We start from the raw sequence: 17079 nt of genomic DNA on the forward strand, positions 1-17079 counted from the left end.
AAGATTGATGGGCATGTTGCCCAGCCTTATCTCCGATCCGGAAATGCTTCAAGGAGACAAGGCTATGGCGAATGGGCTCGATGACGTGGTAGCGGCGGAAACCGTGCTTTCCGACGTGGATGGTCTTGGCGGTCGTCTGACGATCCGAGGTCATTCGCTGCCGGAGCTGGCCGGCCGCTGGAACTATGCCCAGGTGGTGCGCCTGCTGCTCGACGGCTTCTTCGACGACCTTCCCGGCGATGCGAACCTGACCCGGGCGCTAGGCCAAGCACGTGCGGATGTGTTTGAGCGGCTTTTGCCCTCGTTGCCCCTGCTGGCATCGCTCGATGTCTACAGTGCCATGCGCGCCGGCATGGCGCTGCTGCCGGACGGCGACAGGCTGACGGACGCCTTGCTGCTGATCGCGGCGCCCGCCGTGCTGACGCCGGCCCTGCTGCGCCTGCAGCGTGGCGAGGAGCCGATCGCGCCGGACAGCCGCGCTGACCATGCCGCCGACATGTTGCGGATGCTGAGCGGCAGCGTCGCCTCACCGGCACTGGCGAGCGCGCTCGACACCTATCTGGTGACCGTCTGCGACCATGGCCTCAACGCATCGACCTTTGCCACCCGCGTGGTCGCTTCGACACTGGCCGGCCTGACATCGTCCGTGCTGGCCGGGCTTGGCGCGCTCAAGGGGCCGCTGCATGGCGGCGCGCCAGGGCCGGTGATCGAGATGCTGGATGCGATCGCGGAGCATGGCGATGCCGCCGGCTGGCTGCGCGACGAGGTCGCGCATGGCGAGCGCATCATGGGGTTCGGACATCGCATCTACCGCGTGCGCGATCCGCGCGTCGATGTGCTGAAAGCGGTCGTACGGCAACTCGGCGGCGAGGGCGAAACCGGCCGCCGGCTGGCCTTCGCGGAGACAGTGGAGCAAGCAGCGCTTGACGTGCTGCGGGTCGCCAAGCCGTCGCGCTCGCTGCAGACCAATGTCGAGTTCTACACCGCGCTGCTGCTGGAGGCGGCGGGCTTTCCACCGTCAGCCTTCAGCAATGTCTTTGCCGCCGGGCGTGTCGCCGGCTGGATTGCGCATGCACGCGAGCAGCAGACGACCGGACGGCTGATCCGTCCGCAGTCGCGTTATGTCGGGCCGGTGCCGGACCTCGTCGCCTGAGGCTTTTTTGTTTTGCAGGGAAGGACGGGGCGATCCAGCCGACGTCTTCCTGGGAGCGGTTGTGTGACCGTTCATGACGAAAATTTCATCTCGCCGCAAATTCTGGCCGCTGTTATTGCGTCGCATTGAGCATATATGCTGCACTGCAACATAAGCCCGCTCTTGCCGCAACCAGAGGATTCCGCCCTTGGCCGCCAGAAAAACCGCGATTATCACCGGCTCCACATCAGGCATTGGCTTGGCCATCGCCCAGGCGTTGGCGGCCGAAGGCCATAACGTCGTCGTCAACTCCTTCTCCGACACGGCCGCCGACCACGCCGTCGCCGATGCGATCGCCAGGCAGCACAAGGTGAAGACTGCCTACATCAAGGCCGACATGTCGAAGCCGGCCGAATGCCGGGCGCTGATCGCCAAGGCGGCTGAGACATTCGGGTCGGTCGATATTCTCGTCAACAATGCCGGCATCCAACATGTCGCGCCGGTGGAAGACTTCCCGATCGAGAAATGGGACGCCATCATCGCCATCAACCTGTCGTCGGCGTTCCACACCATCGCGGCAGTGATCCCGCTGATGAAAAAGGCCGGCGGCGGCCGGATCGTCAACATCGCCTCGGCACACGGCCTGGTCGCGTCACCGTTCAAGTCGGCCTATGTTTCGGCCAAGCACGGCATCATGGGATTGACCAAGACGGTCGCGCTCGAGTTGGCGCGTGAAAAAATCACCTGCAACGCCATCTGCCCGGGCTATGTGCTGACGCCGCTGGTCGAGGCGCAGATCCCCGACCAGATGAAAGCCCACAACATGGACCGCGAGACGGTCATCCGCGAGGTCATGCTGGACAAGCAGCCGACCAAGGAATTCGTCACGGTCGAGCAGATCGCGGCAGCGGCGGTATTCCTGTGTTCGGACGCGGCGGCGCAGGTCAACGGCACGCATCTCTCGGTCGACGGTGGCTGGATCGCCGCGTGAGGCGCAAAATTTATCATCTACGCAAACAGACAGATCAAGGACGACGCCATGACGAAAAACGGCAAGGCGGAGGAAACGAAGAAGATCAACGTAGCGCTTCAGGGCGGCGGCTCGCACGGGGCCTTTTCCTGGGGCGTGCTCGACCGGCTGCTGGAGGACGGACGGCTGGAGATATCAGCGGTGTCCGGCACCAGCGCCGGCGCCATGAACGCGGTGGCGCTGGCCGACGGCTTTGTCCGCGGCGGTGTTGAAGGCGCGCGGCAAAAACTCGACGATTTCTGGCGTGCGGTGGCGGCCAAGGGCCGGTTCAGCCCGGTGCAGCGCATGCCGTGGGATGTCGCTTGGGGCAACTGGTCGATCGAGAACACACCGGGCTATCTCTTCTTCGACACCATGTCGCGGGTGTTCTCGCCCTACGTCGCCAACCCGCTCGGCCTCAATCCGCTGCGCGACGTGGTTCAGCAGGAGATCGATTTCAAGAATGTCCGCGCCTGCAAGTCGATGGAACTGTTCATCTCGGCGACCAATGTCGAGACCGGACAGTTGCGTGTCTTTTCCGATGGCGAGATCGACCTCGACACGGTGATGGCCTCGGCCTGTCTGCCGCAGCTGTTCCGTGCCGTCGAGATCAAGGGCGTGCCCTATTGGGATGGCGGCTATGGCGGCAACCCGGCGCTCTATCCGTTCTTCAAGACGGCGGCGACCGAGGACGTGCTTCTGGTGCAGATCAATCCAGTGGTGCGGGAGGGAACACCAAGGAGCGCCAACGAGATTCAAAACCGCATCGACGAGATCACCTTCAACGCCGGGCTGCTGCGCGAATTCCGCTCTATCGCCTTCGTCAAGGAGCTGATCGCCGCCGGCCGTCTGCCGCATGGCGAATATCGCGACATCCGCATGCATCGCATCGATGCCGATGAAGCGTTCAAGGACCTGTCGGCATCGTCCAAGGTCAATGCCGAATGGGCATTCCTGACTTATCTGCGCGATCTCGGCCGCACCGCCGCCAGCGACTGGCTGGAAGAGAATTACGACGCCGTCGGCAAGCGTCCAACGCTCGATCTCTCCGGTGAACTCGATGACGGCTTCAAGCCGGTGCGCGGTCCGGCACCCGGCCGGCGGGTCAAGGAATTTCTTGCTGCGCGGAAGAACCCCGAGGCGGAGCGCCGCCGGGCCTGAACGACCAATCGATGTTCGTCGATTGGTCCGCGATCATGCCTTCAAAGTCAGGTCGATCACCCTGATCAGGGCGGCGGCTGCCTGCCGCTGCCCCTGGGGATCGCTGATCCGCGCCTTCATGCCTTCCAGCCCGTCGAGCAGCATGTCGGCAAGCAGTTGCGTCGACAGGCCCCTGGCCGCCAGATCGACACCATTCCTGGCTGCTTCGCCCTCGATCGCGCCGGCGATATGTTCGCCAAGCCTGCCGCGCCAGCAGCCCACCAGATCGCCAAGGCTCGATTTCATGTCCAGCAGTTCGGCGCCATGCGGCGAGGCAATGACCGCGCTCATCATCGAGATGAATGCCCCGTCGATGGCTTGCATCATGCGCTCGGTGAAAGTGCCATCGCCGGCCAGAGCCATCTTTGCCGCCTCGACCGAGCGCGACAGGATCATCATGGCGATGGCGCGGAAAATATCGGTCTTGTTCTTGAACAGGAGATAGAGCGCCGGGCGCGACATCTCTGCGGCGCGGGCGATGTCGTCCATGGTGGTGCGGGAGAAGCCATAGGCCAAAAACACCTTCATCGCCCCATCCAGGATACGGACGCGTTTGGGGTCGGCGGCGGCCATGTCTTCGATCTGATTCATGGAACAATTCTATCCTGCAAAATCGTTATTGACAAAATGACGTAATTTGTCAATCTGTATCGAGGGGAAATGACCGGTTGGCCATTTCGCCAACGGCAGTGGACGACAACAAAGGGTATCCCCATGCGCCTCACCGTCGACGGACAATCATTCGACATCGACGCCGATCCGGACATGCCGCTGCTGTGGGCGCTGCGCGATCTCATCGGCAAGACCGGGCCGAAGTTCGGTTGCGGCATCGCTGCCTGCGGCGCCTGCACGGTGCATGTCGACGGTCAGCCGGTGCGTTCCTGCTCGCTTCCCGTTGGCCAGGTCAACGGCGCTGTCACCACCATCGAAGGTATCGGTACAGCGGGCAGACTGCATCCGGTGCAGCAGGCATGGCTGGAGGAACAGGTTGCGCAATGCGGCTACTGCCAGGCCGGCCAGATCATGAGCGCGGTGGCGCTGCTCGACGAGGTCGCCGACCCGAGCGACGCCGACATCGACAACGCCATGGGCGGCAATCTCTGCCGCTGCGGCACCTATCCCAGGATCCGCTCGGCCATCAAGAAGGCCGCGGCGCTCAAGACGGCGGGGCTCTGACCATGGCCAGTGTCGGAAAGATCGCCCGCCGCACGTTTCTGATCGGCGCGGCTGCTGTCGCGGGCGGCGTTGCCGTCGGCTATTACTATTATCGCAAGCCGTTCCCGAATCCGCTCGAGGCCGAACTCGGCAAGGGCGAGGCGACGTTCAACCCCTATGTGAAGATCGGCGCCGACAACACCATTACCATCGTCGCGCCGCGCGCCGAGATGGGGCAAGGCATATCGACGACGCTTGCCGTCATGGTCGCCGAAGAACTCGATGTCGGCCTCGACCGGGTCAAGGTCGAGCATGGCCCCGCCTCCTACGCCTATTACAACGCCGCGATCCTTGAAGAGGGCGGTCCGTTCGCCTTTTTCGACGAGAGCATGACCGCGCAAGCGGTGCGCTCGGGTCTTGGCGTGGTCGGCAAATTCCTTGCCCTGCAAGGCACTGGCGGCTCGGCTTCGACACGCGACGGTTTTGACAAGATGCGGCAAGCTGGTGCAGCCGCCCGACAGATGCTGATCGCCGCGGCGGCGCAAAAACTGGGTGTCGCCGCGGCCGATCTGGAAACGGCCGACGGTTCGATCCTGCACAAGCCGTCGGGCAAGTCGCTGACCTATGGCGCGGTCGCCGCGGTCGCCGCCGCGATGGCGCCGCCTGCCGAAGTCAGGCTCAAGGACCGGGCCGACTGGAAACTGCTGGGAAAACCGCAAAAGCGCATCGACATGCTGGCCAAGGTCACCGGAGCGCCGATCTTCGGCATCGATGTCCGGCTGCCGGACATGCTCTACGGCACGGTCAAGATGAGCCCGCGCTTCTGGTCGAGGCCGGTCAAAGCGGACCTCTCCAGGGCCGAGAAAATGACTGTGTGATCAAGATTGTGCCGCTCGAGACAAATTACGGCCATGGCTTCGGCATCATCGCTAACAACACGTGGGCGGCGTTCAAGGCGGCCGAGGCGATCGACGCCCAGTGGTCCGATCCTGAATACCCGCTCAGCAGCGCCGCCATATCCGATGTGCTGAAGCAGGCGCTTGGCACCAAGGGCTCGGTGATGCGCGACAATGGCGATGTCGATACCGCCTTCGCCGACGCGCCGCGCGAAAGGATCGTCGAGGCCGATTATGCGGTGCCCTATCTGGCGCATGCGACGATGGAGCCGATGAACGCAACGGCACAGCTCAGGGACGGCGTGCTCGATATCTGGTGTGGCAACCAGGCGCCGACCCTGGTGCGGCAGCTTTGCGCCAACGCGGTCGGCATCGAGCAGCACAAGATCACCGTGCACACCACCTTCATGGGCGGCGGTTTCGGCCGGCGTGTCGAGATGGATTACGCGCTGTGCGCGGCGCTGATGGCGAAGGAGACGGGTGGGCGTCCGCTCAAGGTGACCTGGACGCGTGAAGAAGACATGCGCCACGACGCCTACCGGCCGGCCGCCATAGGCAAATTCCAGGCGCGGCTCGGTGACGACGGCATGCCGGTCGCGCTCGACATGAAGATGGCCTCGCCATCGGTGATTGCCGGCACGCTGCGCCGGCTGTTTCCCTCGATATCGCCGCTCGGTCCCGACAAGACCATTGTCGATGGCGCCTATGACCAGCCCTATATCATTCCGAATTATCGGGTCAGTGGTGTCGCGGCGCCGGTCTCCATCCCTGTCGGCTCCTGGCGCTCGGTCGGCAGTTCGGTCAACGGCTTCTTCCATGAGGGCTTCATGGACGAGATCGCCGTTGCCGGAAAAATCGATCCGGTCGAGATGCGCAAGAGACTGATGGCCGCCTATCCCTCGGCGGTGAAGGTGGTGGAGAAAGTCGCCGCGATGGCGAAATGGGGTGAGGCGCTGCCCGCCGGCAAGGCCAAGGGCATGGCCTTCACGCTGTCCTTCGGCAGCTGGGTCGGCGAGATCGTCCAGGTGGCGGACACGCCGGCCGGCATCCGCATCGAGAAGGTGTGGATCGCCGCCGATGTCGGCACCGCGCTCGATCCCGGCATCATCGAGGCGCAGCTGACTTCCGCCGCTATCTACGGCCTGTCGGCGGCGATGGGTCAGGAAATCACCTTCGCCGACGGCATGGTCGAACAGTCGAACTTCCATGATTTCGACGCCATGCGGATCTTCCAGTGCCCGGTCTTCGAAGTCGCCATCCTGGAGAACTTCCACAAGATGGGCGGCGTCGGCGAGGTCGGCACACCGCCGGCGGCTCCAGCACTCGCCAACGCCATCTTCGCGCTCACCGGCAAGCGCATCCGCACGCTGCCACTGTCGAAAACGGTGGCCTTCGCATGAAGAAGCTCCTCATCATGCTGACGCCTGCTGCCATGCTCGTTCTCGCGGCGCCGTTCGCGATCGCGCAAGAGAGCCAGACGCCGACGCCGGTGACGGTCGACGCTGCAAAAGGCCTGTCCGAATGGGACAAGATCTATGCGGTGTTCTCGCATCCGCGCTGCGCCGACTGTCATGTCGCGGACGACCGGCCGCGCTGGTCCGGTGCGCATTATGGCGGCACCCGCGTTCACGCCTTCAATGTCCAGCGCGGTGCTGACGGATCGGGCTTCGGCAATCCGGGCCTGCGCTGCACAACCTGCCATTTTTCCAGCAATTCCAATGCATTGCATGGGCCTCCCGGGGCCGATAACTGGCATCTGGCGCCAGCTGAGATGGCCTGGTTCGGCAAATCCTCGGCCGAAATCTGCAGCCAGATCAAGGATCCCCTGCGCAATGGCAACCGCAGCTTGAAGGATATCGCGCTGCATGTTCGCGACGACAAATTGGTCGCCTGGGGCTGGGCGCCGGGGTCTGATCGTGAGCCGGCTCCGGGCTCTGCCGAAGCAACCTATCAAGCGATCGAAAATTGGATTGCGGCGGGCGCATCTTGTCCGGTGGCGCAATGATCCCGCAACTTTCGCACTATATTGCGATGCAACTTTGATGTAGAAGCGCGCTTCGCCGATCACGGCAAATTGAACACGGCCTGGCGCGCACCCATATCGGCGACGCGCCCGCGTTATGAGGACGCTGGCCGAACCCGCAGTGGAAAAAACGACGATGCCGAGAATCAGGTTTCACAAGCTTGCAGCCATTGTTGTGCTCATTGGTTTCGCGGCGTGGATGGCGACAGGTGAGTTTTCGTCGGTCGGCAGCGTAGCCGCCAACAAAGCCAAGGCAGCCGAAGTCGAGCAGGCCAAGGCGCCGGACGCGGCCAAGCCCAAGGCGGCCGAAGCCGAGCCGAAGGCACCGCTGCGCACCGTCGCGGTGGTGACGCCGCCGCGCAAGACCTATGCACGCGCCATCCGTGTTTCCGGGCTGACCGAAGCCGACAAGCGGGCGGTGCTGGCAACGCGCGTCGCCGGCGTCATCGACAAGCTGCCGGTCAAGCAAGGAGATCACGTCAAGACCGGCGATCTGGTGCTGATGTTGGCGGCGGAAGAAAAGATCTCGATGGTCGACAACGCCAGGCAGCTCGTGGTGCAGCGCCAGGCCGAGTTGGACGCGGCCCTGCGGCTGATGAAAACAGGCAATCTGCCCAAGCTGCAGCTCGACACCGCCCGCTCCAATCTGACTCTGGCGCAATCGCAGCTGGATACCGCGCAGGCCGAGCTCGACCGCAACGAAGTCAAGGCGCCGTTTGACGGCGTCATCGACCGGGTGCCGGTGGAACTCGGCAGTTCCATCATGCAGGGCGGCGAGGTGGCAACCATCCTCAAGCTTGATCCGGTGATTGCCCGCGGCGAAGTCAGCGAGCGCGACCTCGGCTACCTCAAGCTCGGCGACAAGGCCAATGTACGGCTGGTCAGCGGCCAGACGGTTGAAGGCACAGTGCGCTACATCAGCCGCGACGCATCGTCGGCGACCCGTACCTTCCGCGTCGAGGTGGCGATCCCCAATGGTGACGGCTCAGTGCCGGCCGGCATGACGGCGGAAATCGCGCTCAACGCACAACCGACCGACGCAGTCCTGCTGCCGCGCTCGGTGGTGACGCTCGGCGACAAGGGCGACCTCGGCATCCGTGCCGTCGGCAAGGACAACAAGGTGGCGTTCTTCCCGATCGACCTCGTCGACGACACGCCGACCGGCCTCGTGCTCGGCGGCATCCCGGCCGACGCGCGCATCATCGTCGCCGGCCAGGAACTGGTGAAGGAAGGCGATCTGGTCAATCCGGTCGAGGCCGACCAGGCGACCATCAAGAAACTGCTCGGCGAGGCGACTGCCGGCACGCAGTAGCAAGGGGCCGTGACGGACTAGCCCTGGGCGGGGACAATCGGCTGCGACGCAGCTCCTGAAATTCAAGAACAGGCGTTAGCCATGGATATCGTCAGACTCGCAATCAACAATGCCCGCCTGACCATCTCGGTCCTGGTCTTCCTCATCCTTGCCGGCGCGGTCGCCTACCAGTCGACGCCGAAGGAAGCGGAGCCCGATGTTCCGATTCCGATGATGTATATCAGCCTGATCTATCAGGGCATTTCGCCTGAGGATTCGGAACGGCTGCTGTTGCGACCGATGGAAAGCAAGCTGAAGAGCTTGAAGGGCCTCAAGGAGATGCGTTCGGCCGCTTTCCAAGGCGGCGGCTACGTGCTGGTCGAATTCCAGCCGCAGACGAATCTGGCCACTGCGCTGCAGGACACGCGCAGCAAGGTGCAGGACGCCAAGGCCGACCTGCCGCAGGCGGCTGAGGAACCGACAGTCAACGAAGTCAACATTTCCGAGTTTCCCGTGCTCGTCGTCACACTCTCGGGCGAATTGCCGGAGCGTGTGCTGACCGCCGCCGCCCGCGAACTGCGCGACCGCATCGAGGAGGTGCCCGGCGTTCTCGAAGGTTCGCTGCAGGGTGCGCGCGACGATCTCGTCGAGGTCGTCATCGATCCGATGAAGCTGTCTTCCTATGGGTTGCAGCTCGATCAGCTGATCGGTGCGGTCGGCAACTCCAACAGTCTGGTCGCCGCAGGCAACATCGAGGGCTCGGAAGGCAAATACGCGGTCAAGGTGCCGTCGCTGATCGAAACGCCGGAGGATGTCGCGGCACTGCCGGTGGTCGCCGGCCCCAATGCCGTGGTGCAGGCCAAGGACATCGCGACGATTCGCTCGACCTTCAAGGATGCCGAGACGGTGACCCGCCTCAACGGCAAGCCGGCCATCGCCATCGAAGTCAAGAAGCGCATCGGCTCCAACCTGATCGACACCATCGCCAAGGTGCGGACGGTGTCCGACGAGTTCGTCAAGTCCATGCCTCAGGGCATGAACGTCACCTACACGCAGGACAAGTCGGTCTTCGTCAACCAACTGCTGGGCGATCTGCAGAACCACGTCATGATCGCCGTCATCCTGGTGTTCATCGTCATTCTCTACGCGCTGTCCGGCCGCGCCTCGCTGCTCATCGGCCTGGCCATCCCGTCATCCTTCCTGATTGGCATCCTGCTCCTGGCGATGATGGGCTACACGATCAACATGATCGTGCTGTTCAGCCTGATCCTTGCCGTCGGCATGCTGGTCGACGACGCCATCATCGTCACCGAGTTCGCCGAACGACGGATGAGCGAAGGCATGCCCAAGGAGGAAGCCTTCGCGCTTGCCGCCAAGCGCATGGCCGGTCCGGTCATCGCCGCGACGATGACGCGCATCGCCGCCTTCTCGCCGCTGCTGTTTTGGCCGGGCATTATCGGCGACTTCATGAAGTACATGCCGATCACGCTGATCGTCACGCTGTCGGCCTCGATGCTCTACGCGCTGGTCTTCGCACCGACGCTGGGTGCGATCTTCGCCAAGGCGCCGCCGCATCACGAGGATGACAATCGAGACGGCTGGTACATGGCAATCGTCAAGCAGGCGGTGCGCTTCCCCATCACCGTGCTGGTGCTGACCGTCGCGCTGCTGTTCGGCGTCGGCTTTGCCTATTCGAAATATGGCGCCGGCGTCGAGTTCTTCCCGAATGTCGAGCCGGATTACGGCCTGCTTTACGTGCATGCGCGCGGCAATCTCTCGCTGGCCGAAATGGATACGGCAACCAAGATCGCGGAAAACAGGCTGCTCGGCTGGCCGGGCGTCAAGTCGGTCTATACCCGCGTCGGCAAGACGCAAGGCGGCGGTCAGGACGTTCCCGAAGACGTTGTCGGCGTCATCCAGTACGAATTCATCGACTGGCGCGAGCGCAAGTCGGCGAACCACATCCTGGATGACCTGCGCGGCGTGATGGCCGGCATTCCCGGCGTCGATGTCGAGGTGCGCGTGCCGGAGGCCGGTCCGCCGACCGGCAAGCCGATCCAGATCAGGCTTTCGGCCGTCGACCCCAAGGGGCTCGACGACAAGGCCCGTGCTGTCGCGGCGCGCATCGGCAAGGTGCCTGGCGTCATCGACATTTCCGATGGTCTGCCGCCGCCCGGCGTCGACTGGGCGCTCGAGGTCGACCGCGCCAAGGCGGCGCAGTACGGCATCAGTCCGACCTCGGTCGGAACCGTGGTGCAGCTGGTGACCAACGGCCTGAAGCTTTCGGAATACCGTCCGGCCGGCGCCGATGACGCCGTCGACATCCGTTTGCGCCTACCCGAGGACCGGCGCACGCTGTCGACGCTCGACGAACTCCGGGTGCAGACCTCGCAAGGCTCGGTGCCGATCTCGAACTTTGTCGTGCGCAAGCCCGAGCCGACGGTCGGCATCCTCAACCGCATCGACGGGGCGCGTACGGTGGTCGTCCAGGCCAACGTCGCCGCCGGCGCCCAGGTCGCGGCCGTACAGCAGGAGGTCACCAAGGCTGTCTCGGAGATGGATCTGGGCAGCGGCATCCGCTGGAAGCTGGCCGGCTCGAACGAGGACAGCGCCGAAGCCAGCGCCTTCCTCAGTAAGGCCTTTGGTGCGGCGATCTTCCTGATCTTCCTGGTGCTGCTGGCGCAGTTCAACAAGTTCACCAGCGTCTGGCTGGTGCTGTCCTGCGTGGTCATGGCGACGATCGGGGTGTTCCTCGGGCTGCTGATAACAGGCGAGACGTTCGGCATCGTCATGTCGGGCATCGGCGTCATCGCGCTGGCCGGCGTGGTGGTGAACAACAACATCGTGCTGATCGACACCTATGACCGGTTGCGCGAAGAGGGCTGGGACAAGGTCGAAGCAGTGCTGCAGACCTGCCGCGAACGCGCTCGCCCGGTGGTACTGACGGCGGTGTCGGCCATTCTCGGCGTGCTGCCGATCGCCTTCGGCCTCGGCCTCGAAATCTTCCATCACGAGACGACGATCAACGCGCCGTCGACGCAATGGTGGATTTCGCTGTCCTCGGCGATCGTCTTCGGCCTGTCCTTCGCCACGGTGCTGACGCTGGTGGTGACGCCGTCGATGCTGATGGTGTTCACCCGTGCCAAGGTCAAGCCGGGCGCACGGCGCGGCTGGTTCAGCCGGCTGTTCCCGCGCGGCAAGGGTGAGATCTCATCGACCGATGCGCCGGGGCAGGATACCGGAGTCGAGCCGGAAATCGCCTTTCCGAAAGCCGCCGAATAGACCCATTGCCGATTTGACCGGCAAAGGCCGCCCGGAACAACCGGGCGGCCTTTTGCATTGTCCCGGGTGCAACGCAAAGCGTTGTCACCGGAGCAATGCGAAAGCGTCGTCTCGTGGCAAACGTCAAAGCGCGGGGTTCCTATGCCGATCACCACCATTCTCATCATCGTCTTGATCCTAGTCCTCATCGGCGCGGTGCCGGCCTGGCCGCATTCGCGCTCCTGGGGGTATGGGCCGTCGGGCATTGTCGGTGTGGTGCTGGTGGTGCTTCTGGTGTTGCTGTTGATGGGGCGGCTCTGAGCCGCCCTTTCAGCCGAAGAAAGACTTTTCAGTCTACAGGGACGGGGCTGGCAGGCCCGTAGCTGCGCCCGCCTTGCCTGTCAGGCAGCTTTCGCAAGACCGTTCACGGTGGCGATGCCGATATCCTCGAGCGCCTCGATGACCGCCTGATCGAGAGGCGTGTGCGGGATCGCACCGATGATGCCTTCCAGCCTTGCCGAAGCCAGTTGGTGCGGCTCGAAGCGCAGGTAGGACATGGAGACGATCTCGCGCCACATCGCCACGAACGGGCTGCCGGCGCGCAGCACCCACCAAGGCATCGAGGTCATCTTGAGCGGACGACCAACAGCCTTCTCGGCAGCGGCCTTGATCTGCAGATCGGTGACCGCGTGGCCCGGGAAGTTCAGCGCTTCATAGAAGCCGAGCTTGTCCAGATTGCGCGCCAGCGCGACGAAGCCAACGGCGAAGTCCGGCAGATAGGCCCATTCATGCACCAGGTCGACCGGGCCGGGCGCGGTATAGACGCCTTTATTGATCTTGGCGGCGACGACCAGATCGAACCATGATCCGCTGCCGGTGCCGCCGAAGAAGTCGCCGGCTCGCAGCAGAATGGTGCGGACCCGGCCCGCTTCGGCCTCGCGGCGAAACAACTCCTCCATGGCGCAGCGGATGCGGCCCTTTTGCGTGGTCGGGTGGGAAGGTGTGTCTTCCGATATCACCGCGGGCATCGGCGATCCGTAATTGTAGACGGTGCCGGGGAAGAGATGCAGCGTGCCGTTCGCATGGCAGGCGGCCATGACGTTCTCGGCCATCGGCAGGCATTTGCCCCAGTCGGTGTAGATCGGATTGAGGCCGTTGAAGATGATGTCGACGCCTTGCGTGGCGTGGATCAGCCCCTCGCGGTCGAGCGCGTCGCCGGCGACGGCGGTGGCCCCCTTGAGTTCGCCCGGCACCTTGCCGCTGCGGGTAATAGTGCGGACGTCGTAGCCGGCGTCGATGAAGGCCTTGGCGACCACGCGGCCGAGCCGGCCATTGGCACCGAGAATTGCGATCTTGGTCATTTCGAGTACTCCTGATTTGGAATTTTCATGGTCGGCTCGGGAGGTCCGATCCACGACAAGCGCGATCGGGATCAGCGACAAGCGCGATCGGGATCAGCGGTTGCCGAAGAGTTCGCGGTTGCTGCCCTGGGCGACCGGCTTCTTGGCGGTCGCATCCACCTTCTCGATCGAACTTGTGTTGGTGTTGTCGGTGCTGGTGACAGCCGGCTGGCTGGCGTTGTTCGAACCGAACTTGTCGCTGCCGGCAAAAGCGTTGCTGGCGGAGATGAGGATGGCGGCGGCGATGAGGGCGATCTTGGTCATTTCATGTTCTCCTGGTTGGTGGTTGCAGTCCGTGTTGGTGTCTGCATCTGGAATATCGTCGCTACGAATGCGAATGGAAATTGACTATTGATGGAGTTTTGATATTCATTTTTGAATGGCTGAAATCGACTGGAACCTGATCAAGAGTTTCGTCACCGTGGCGGAAACCGGCAGCCTGTCGGCTGCCGCGCGAAAGCTCTCGGCAAGCCAGCCGACGCTTGGCCGTCACATCGGCGAGCTCGAACAGGCGCTGGGCGTCACGCTGTTCCGGCGTGGGCGGCGCGGCTATGAACTGACGGAGGCCGGCAGCACGCTGTTCGAACGCGGCAAGGCGGTCAGCGAGCAGGCAAGCGCCTTCTCACTGCTGGCGCTGGGTTCGGTCGAGGCCATCGAAGGCACGGTGCGCATCGCCGCCAGCGAGGTGGTGGCGGCCTATGTGCTGCCCGAGATGACGATGCGGCTGGGTGTCGAGGAGCCCGGCATAGAGGTCGAGATCGTTGCTTCAAACCAGGTCGAGAACCTGTTGCGCAGGGATGCCGACATCGCCATCCGCATGGTCAAGCCGGCGCAGAATGAGCTGACAGCGCGCAAGGTCTGCGACATTCCCCTCTGCGCCTGCGCCGCCAGATCCTATCTCGACAGGCGCGGCCACCCGCTGAAGCCCGCCGACCTTGTCGATCACGATTTGGTCGGCTTCGACCGCAGCGACGACATCATCAGAGGCTTCACCCAGTATGGCATCCCGGTCACCCGGAGCAGTTTTCGCGTCAGGACCGACAACCAGATCGTTTTGTGGGAGGCGGTGCGAGCGGGAAACGGCATCGGTCTCGGCCAGGAGCCGCTGGTCGACCGTGATCCATCGATGGAGAAATTGCTGCCCGGCTTGCCTTTGCCTGTCCTGCCGGTGTGGCTGGCCATGCATCGCGACGTACGCACCAGCGTGCGCATCCGCCGGGTAGTGGATTTCCTCTACGAGGAGCTGAAGCGCTATTCGGCCGGCGCGGCCGCGAATTCGGCGCGGTGAGCAAGGCCGGCCATCAGCAGCACGACGATCAGCAACCCCGACATAGCGACGAAAATCGGGCCGAAGCTGGAATGCTCGGCAACGAAGCCAATCGCCGACGGCGCCACCAGGATACCGGAATAGCCCATTGTGGTGACGACGCTCATGCCGGTGCCCGACGACATGCCTTCCTGGTTGCCGCCGGCCGAGAAGATGATCGGCACCATGTTGGCGATGCCGAAGCCGCACAGGGCAAAGGCGGCGATCGCAAGCCAGGGCGAGGGTGACAACCCGGCGATCAGCATGCCGGCCGCCGCGACAACCGACGAGCCGCGCAGAGTCGTCACCGCGCCGAAGCGGTTGCGCACGCCGTCGCCGAAGAAGCGCATGATTGCCATGACACCGGAAAAGGCCGCGTAAGCGAGGCCGGCGATGGCAAGGTCGGCGCCGAGTTCCTGCCTGAGATACAGCGCTGCCCAGTCGAGCACCGCGCCCTCCGAGATCATCGTCAGCAGGGCCATCAGGCCGATCAGATAAACCAGCGGATTTGCCGGGAGGATGAATTTGTGATGCTCCGCGGCCTGCGGCCTGTCCTCGCCGACCAGATGGCGAACCGCCACCGCGATAACCGCGAAGGCGAGCGCGGTCACCACCGCCGCGTGGACGAGATGACCGTAAGTCTGGATGGCGAAACCGCCGAGGAGGCCGCCGGCGAACCCGCCGAGGCTCCAGAAGCCATGTGATGACGACATGATCGCGCGGGAGAGTCGCCGTTCGACCACCACGGCATTGGCGTTCATGGCGACGTCCATGCCGCCGATCGAGCCGCCAAAGATGAACATGGCGATGGCCGCCAGCGGCACGTTGGGCGCCAGCGCCACGACCAGCAGGCCGAGGCTGCCGCAAAGGCCGAACCAGCGCAGCACGGTGCGGGAACCATGTCTGGAGATCAAATGGCCGCACCAGGTCATGGCGGCGACGGCGCCGGCGCCGAACAGCAGGATCAGCAGGCCAAGCGTGAACTTCGAGATGTCGAGCCGGGTCAGGAACACCGGGATCTGCGGCGCCCAGCTGCCGGTCAGGAAGCCGTTGGCGAGGAAAATGGCAGCGACGGCCCATCGTCCGCGAATGGCAGTCTGCATGGCGTTCGACGCGTTCATGAGGCTAATCCGGTCAAAAAATGGCTTCGCGCGGCAAATTAGATCGATTCAATTTTCAGTCAAGCGCTCTTTCGGGAAAGCATTTGGGCCAAACAGAGGATTGGAGGCGATCGAGGGTGTCGACGGTTGACCTAGTGGTCCTTGGGGCGTCTTGCCTCGAATTCGGCCTTCTTGGCGTCGGAGGCTTCGGTCTGGTTGAGCGCCTGCCATTGTGCGTAAGGCATGCCGTAGACGATCTCGCGCGACTGGTCCTTGCTGAGGTCGACGCCCTCGGCATTGGCCGCTTCGCGATACCAGTTCGACAGGCAGTTGCGGCAGAAGCCGGCGAGGTTCATCAGGTCGATGTTCTGCACGTCGTTGCGCTCGCGCAGATGCTCGACCAGCCGGCGAAAGGCGGCAGCCTCGAAATCGCGTTGCTGCTCGTCACTGAGTTCGGTCATGGTCACAGCCTCCGTCATAGCGGCCCGGTGCGGGAGCCGAATTGCTTGACCACATGTATATCGGGACGGCGGTCGATGGCGTCAACGATCGGCGCCAACCGTTCGGCCCAGGCGAGTGCGCCCTTCTGGTCAGCGATCAGGTCCTGGCGGATCTCGATCAGCGCATGGGCGAAACCGTTGACGATGGCGTGCTTGTACATGGTGTCGCCGTGCAGCGCGCCGTCATACGGTTCATTGTCGCCGACAACGAGGCTCTTGTCCTCCGCCAGCATGTCGATCAGCGGCCGCGCCACCCGGTCGTCGAGGTCCCACAGGATGCCGACATGCCAGGGACGCTGGATCCCTTGCATGGCAGGGGTGAAGGAATGCACCGAGAAGATGAAGGGTGCTCGGGCAGAGGCCTGTGCGACCGAGGCAATCATGGCGCCGACGGCGTCGTGATAGGGCCGGTAGAAGCGGTCGAGCCGTCTTTCGCGCTCCTCGGGAGCTATGGGGTAATTCCCGGGTACGACGGTGCCGTCATAGAGCTGGCGAATGAGCGTCGGATCGTCCTCTGCGCGATTGGGATCGATCAGCAGCCGCGAAAAATTGGCGAACACCGCCGGCACGCCAAGCAGGGCGGCCAGTTCGCGCGTCACCGTCTCGACGCCGATGTCATAGGCGATGTGGCGGTCGAACTCCGCCAAGGGCAGGCCGAGGCTGCCATACTCGTCGGGCAGGTCGCGGCGGGCATGATCGCCCAACAGCACGATGCCTCGCTTGCGGTCGCCTTCGACAACATCGAAAGGCGCGAAAACTGTGGATCGGGTCATTGGCGGGAAATGGTCTGTTCGCTGGCTTCCGGG

The 17079-nt window shown here is 63.7% G+C and carries 15 protein-coding genes and 1 pseudogene; 10 read left to right on the forward strand and 6 right to left on the reverse strand.

Going from position 1 to position 17079, the window contains the following annotated elements:
* Positions 1-64: 64 nt before the first annotated feature.
* From C8D77_RS16130 to C8D77_RS16140, 3 genes are all read left to right on the forward strand, one after another.
* A complete protein-coding gene (locus tag C8D77_RS16130; RefSeq protein WP_109665449.1) occupies positions 65-1153 on the forward strand; it encodes a citrate synthase/methylcitrate synthase in 1089 nt (362 codons plus the stop codon).
* Positions 1154-1340: 187 nt separating this feature from the next.
* A complete protein-coding gene (locus tag C8D77_RS16135; RefSeq protein WP_109664870.1) occupies positions 1341-2123 on the forward strand; it encodes a 3-hydroxybutyrate dehydrogenase in 783 nt (260 codons plus the stop codon).
* Positions 2124-2171: 48 nt separating this feature from the next.
* Positions 2172-3302 (forward strand): patatin-like phospholipase family protein, encoded by a 1131-nt coding sequence (locus C8D77_RS16140; RefSeq protein WP_109664873.1) that lies wholly within the window; start codon positions 2172-2174, stop codon positions 3300-3302.
* A 33-nt stretch (positions 3303-3335) separates the two neighbouring features.
* Here C8D77_RS16140 and C8D77_RS16145 read toward each other — a convergent pair whose 3' ends face one another.
* On the reverse strand, positions 3336-3932 hold the full coding sequence (locus C8D77_RS16145) for a TetR/AcrR family transcriptional regulator (RefSeq protein WP_109664876.1): 597 nt from the start codon (positions 3930-3932) through the stop codon (positions 3336-3338).
* A 123-nt stretch (positions 3933-4055) separates the two neighbouring features.
* Between C8D77_RS16145 and C8D77_RS16150 the strand changes: the two genes are divergently transcribed.
* The 6 genes and pseudogenes from C8D77_RS16150 (at position 4056) to C8D77_RS16175 (ending at position 12288) form a co-directional block, all read left to right on the forward strand.
* Entirely contained in the window at positions 4056-4517 is a 462-nt protein-coding gene (locus C8D77_RS16150; RefSeq protein ID WP_109664879.1) for a (2Fe-2S)-binding protein, read from the forward strand.
* A gap of 2 nt (positions 4518-4519) precedes the next feature.
* Positions 4520-6792, forward strand: a pseudogene (locus C8D77_RS38960) (xanthine dehydrogenase family protein molybdopterin-binding subunit).
* Entirely contained in the window at positions 6789-7397 is a 609-nt protein-coding gene (locus tag C8D77_RS16160) for a hypothetical protein (protein WP_109664882.1), read from the forward strand. Before C8D77_RS38960 ends, C8D77_RS16160 begins: the two are co-directional and overlap by 4 nt.
* A 154-nt stretch (positions 7398-7551) precedes the next feature.
* Complete coding sequence (locus tag C8D77_RS16165; RefSeq protein WP_109665452.1) at positions 7552-8727, forward strand: efflux RND transporter periplasmic adaptor subunit; 1176 nt, start codon at positions 7552-7554, stop codon at positions 8725-8727.
* 81 nt (positions 8728-8808) lie between these two features.
* On the forward strand, positions 8809-11988 hold the full coding sequence (locus tag C8D77_RS16170) for an efflux RND transporter permease subunit (RefSeq protein ID WP_109664885.1): 3180 nt from the start codon (positions 8809-8811) through the stop codon (positions 11986-11988).
* 141 nt (positions 11989-12129) lie between these two features.
* On the forward strand, positions 12130-12288 hold the full coding sequence (locus C8D77_RS16175; protein ID WP_082525418.1) for a DUF3309 family protein: 159 nt from the start codon (positions 12130-12132) through the stop codon (positions 12286-12288).
* 80 nt (positions 12289-12368) lie between these two features.
* Here the strand turns inward: C8D77_RS16175 and C8D77_RS16180 are convergent, their stop codons facing one another.
* Positions 12369-13328 carry an SDR family oxidoreductase gene (locus C8D77_RS16180; protein WP_109664888.1) on the reverse strand — a complete coding sequence of 320 codons (960 nt, stop codon included), beginning with the start codon at positions 13326-13328 and terminating at the stop codon, positions 12369-12371.
* A 93-nt stretch (positions 13329-13421) separates the two neighbouring features.
* Positions 13422-13631: a DUF680 domain-containing protein gene (locus C8D77_RS16185; protein ID WP_109664891.1), complete on the reverse strand. Its 210-nt coding sequence runs from the start codon at positions 13629-13631 to the stop codon at positions 13422-13424.
* Between the two features lie 115 nt (positions 13632-13746).
* On the opposite strand from C8D77_RS16185, the gene C8D77_RS16190 reads away from it, so the two are divergent.
* Positions 13747-14655 carry a LysR family transcriptional regulator gene (locus C8D77_RS16190; protein ID WP_109664895.1) on the forward strand — a complete coding sequence of 303 codons (909 nt, stop codon included), beginning with the start codon at positions 13747-13749 and terminating at the stop codon, positions 14653-14655.
* Here the strand turns inward: C8D77_RS16190 and C8D77_RS16195 are convergent.
* From C8D77_RS16195 to C8D77_RS16205, 3 genes are all read right to left on the reverse strand, one after another.
* On the reverse strand, positions 14619-15794 hold the full coding sequence (locus C8D77_RS16195) for an MFS transporter (protein WP_109664898.1): 1176 nt from the start codon (positions 15792-15794) through the stop codon (positions 14619-14621). The genes C8D77_RS16190 and C8D77_RS16195 overlap by 37 nt on opposite strands.
* A gap of 131 nt (positions 15795-15925) precedes the next feature.
* On the reverse strand, positions 15926-16234 hold the full coding sequence (locus tag C8D77_RS16200; protein WP_109665457.1) for a DUF1244 domain-containing protein: 309 nt from the start codon (positions 16232-16234) through the stop codon (positions 15926-15928).
* A 14-nt stretch (positions 16235-16248) separates the two neighbouring features.
* Positions 16249-17046 (reverse strand): N-formylglutamate amidohydrolase, encoded by a 798-nt coding sequence (locus C8D77_RS16205; protein ID WP_109664903.1) that lies wholly within the window; start codon positions 17044-17046, stop codon positions 16249-16251.
* Between the last annotated feature and the right edge of the window lie 33 nt (positions 17047-17079).

The organism is Mesorhizobium loti (assembly GCF_003148495.1).
Lineage (GTDB): Bacteria > Pseudomonadota > Alphaproteobacteria > Rhizobiales > Rhizobiaceae > Mesorhizobium > Mesorhizobium loti.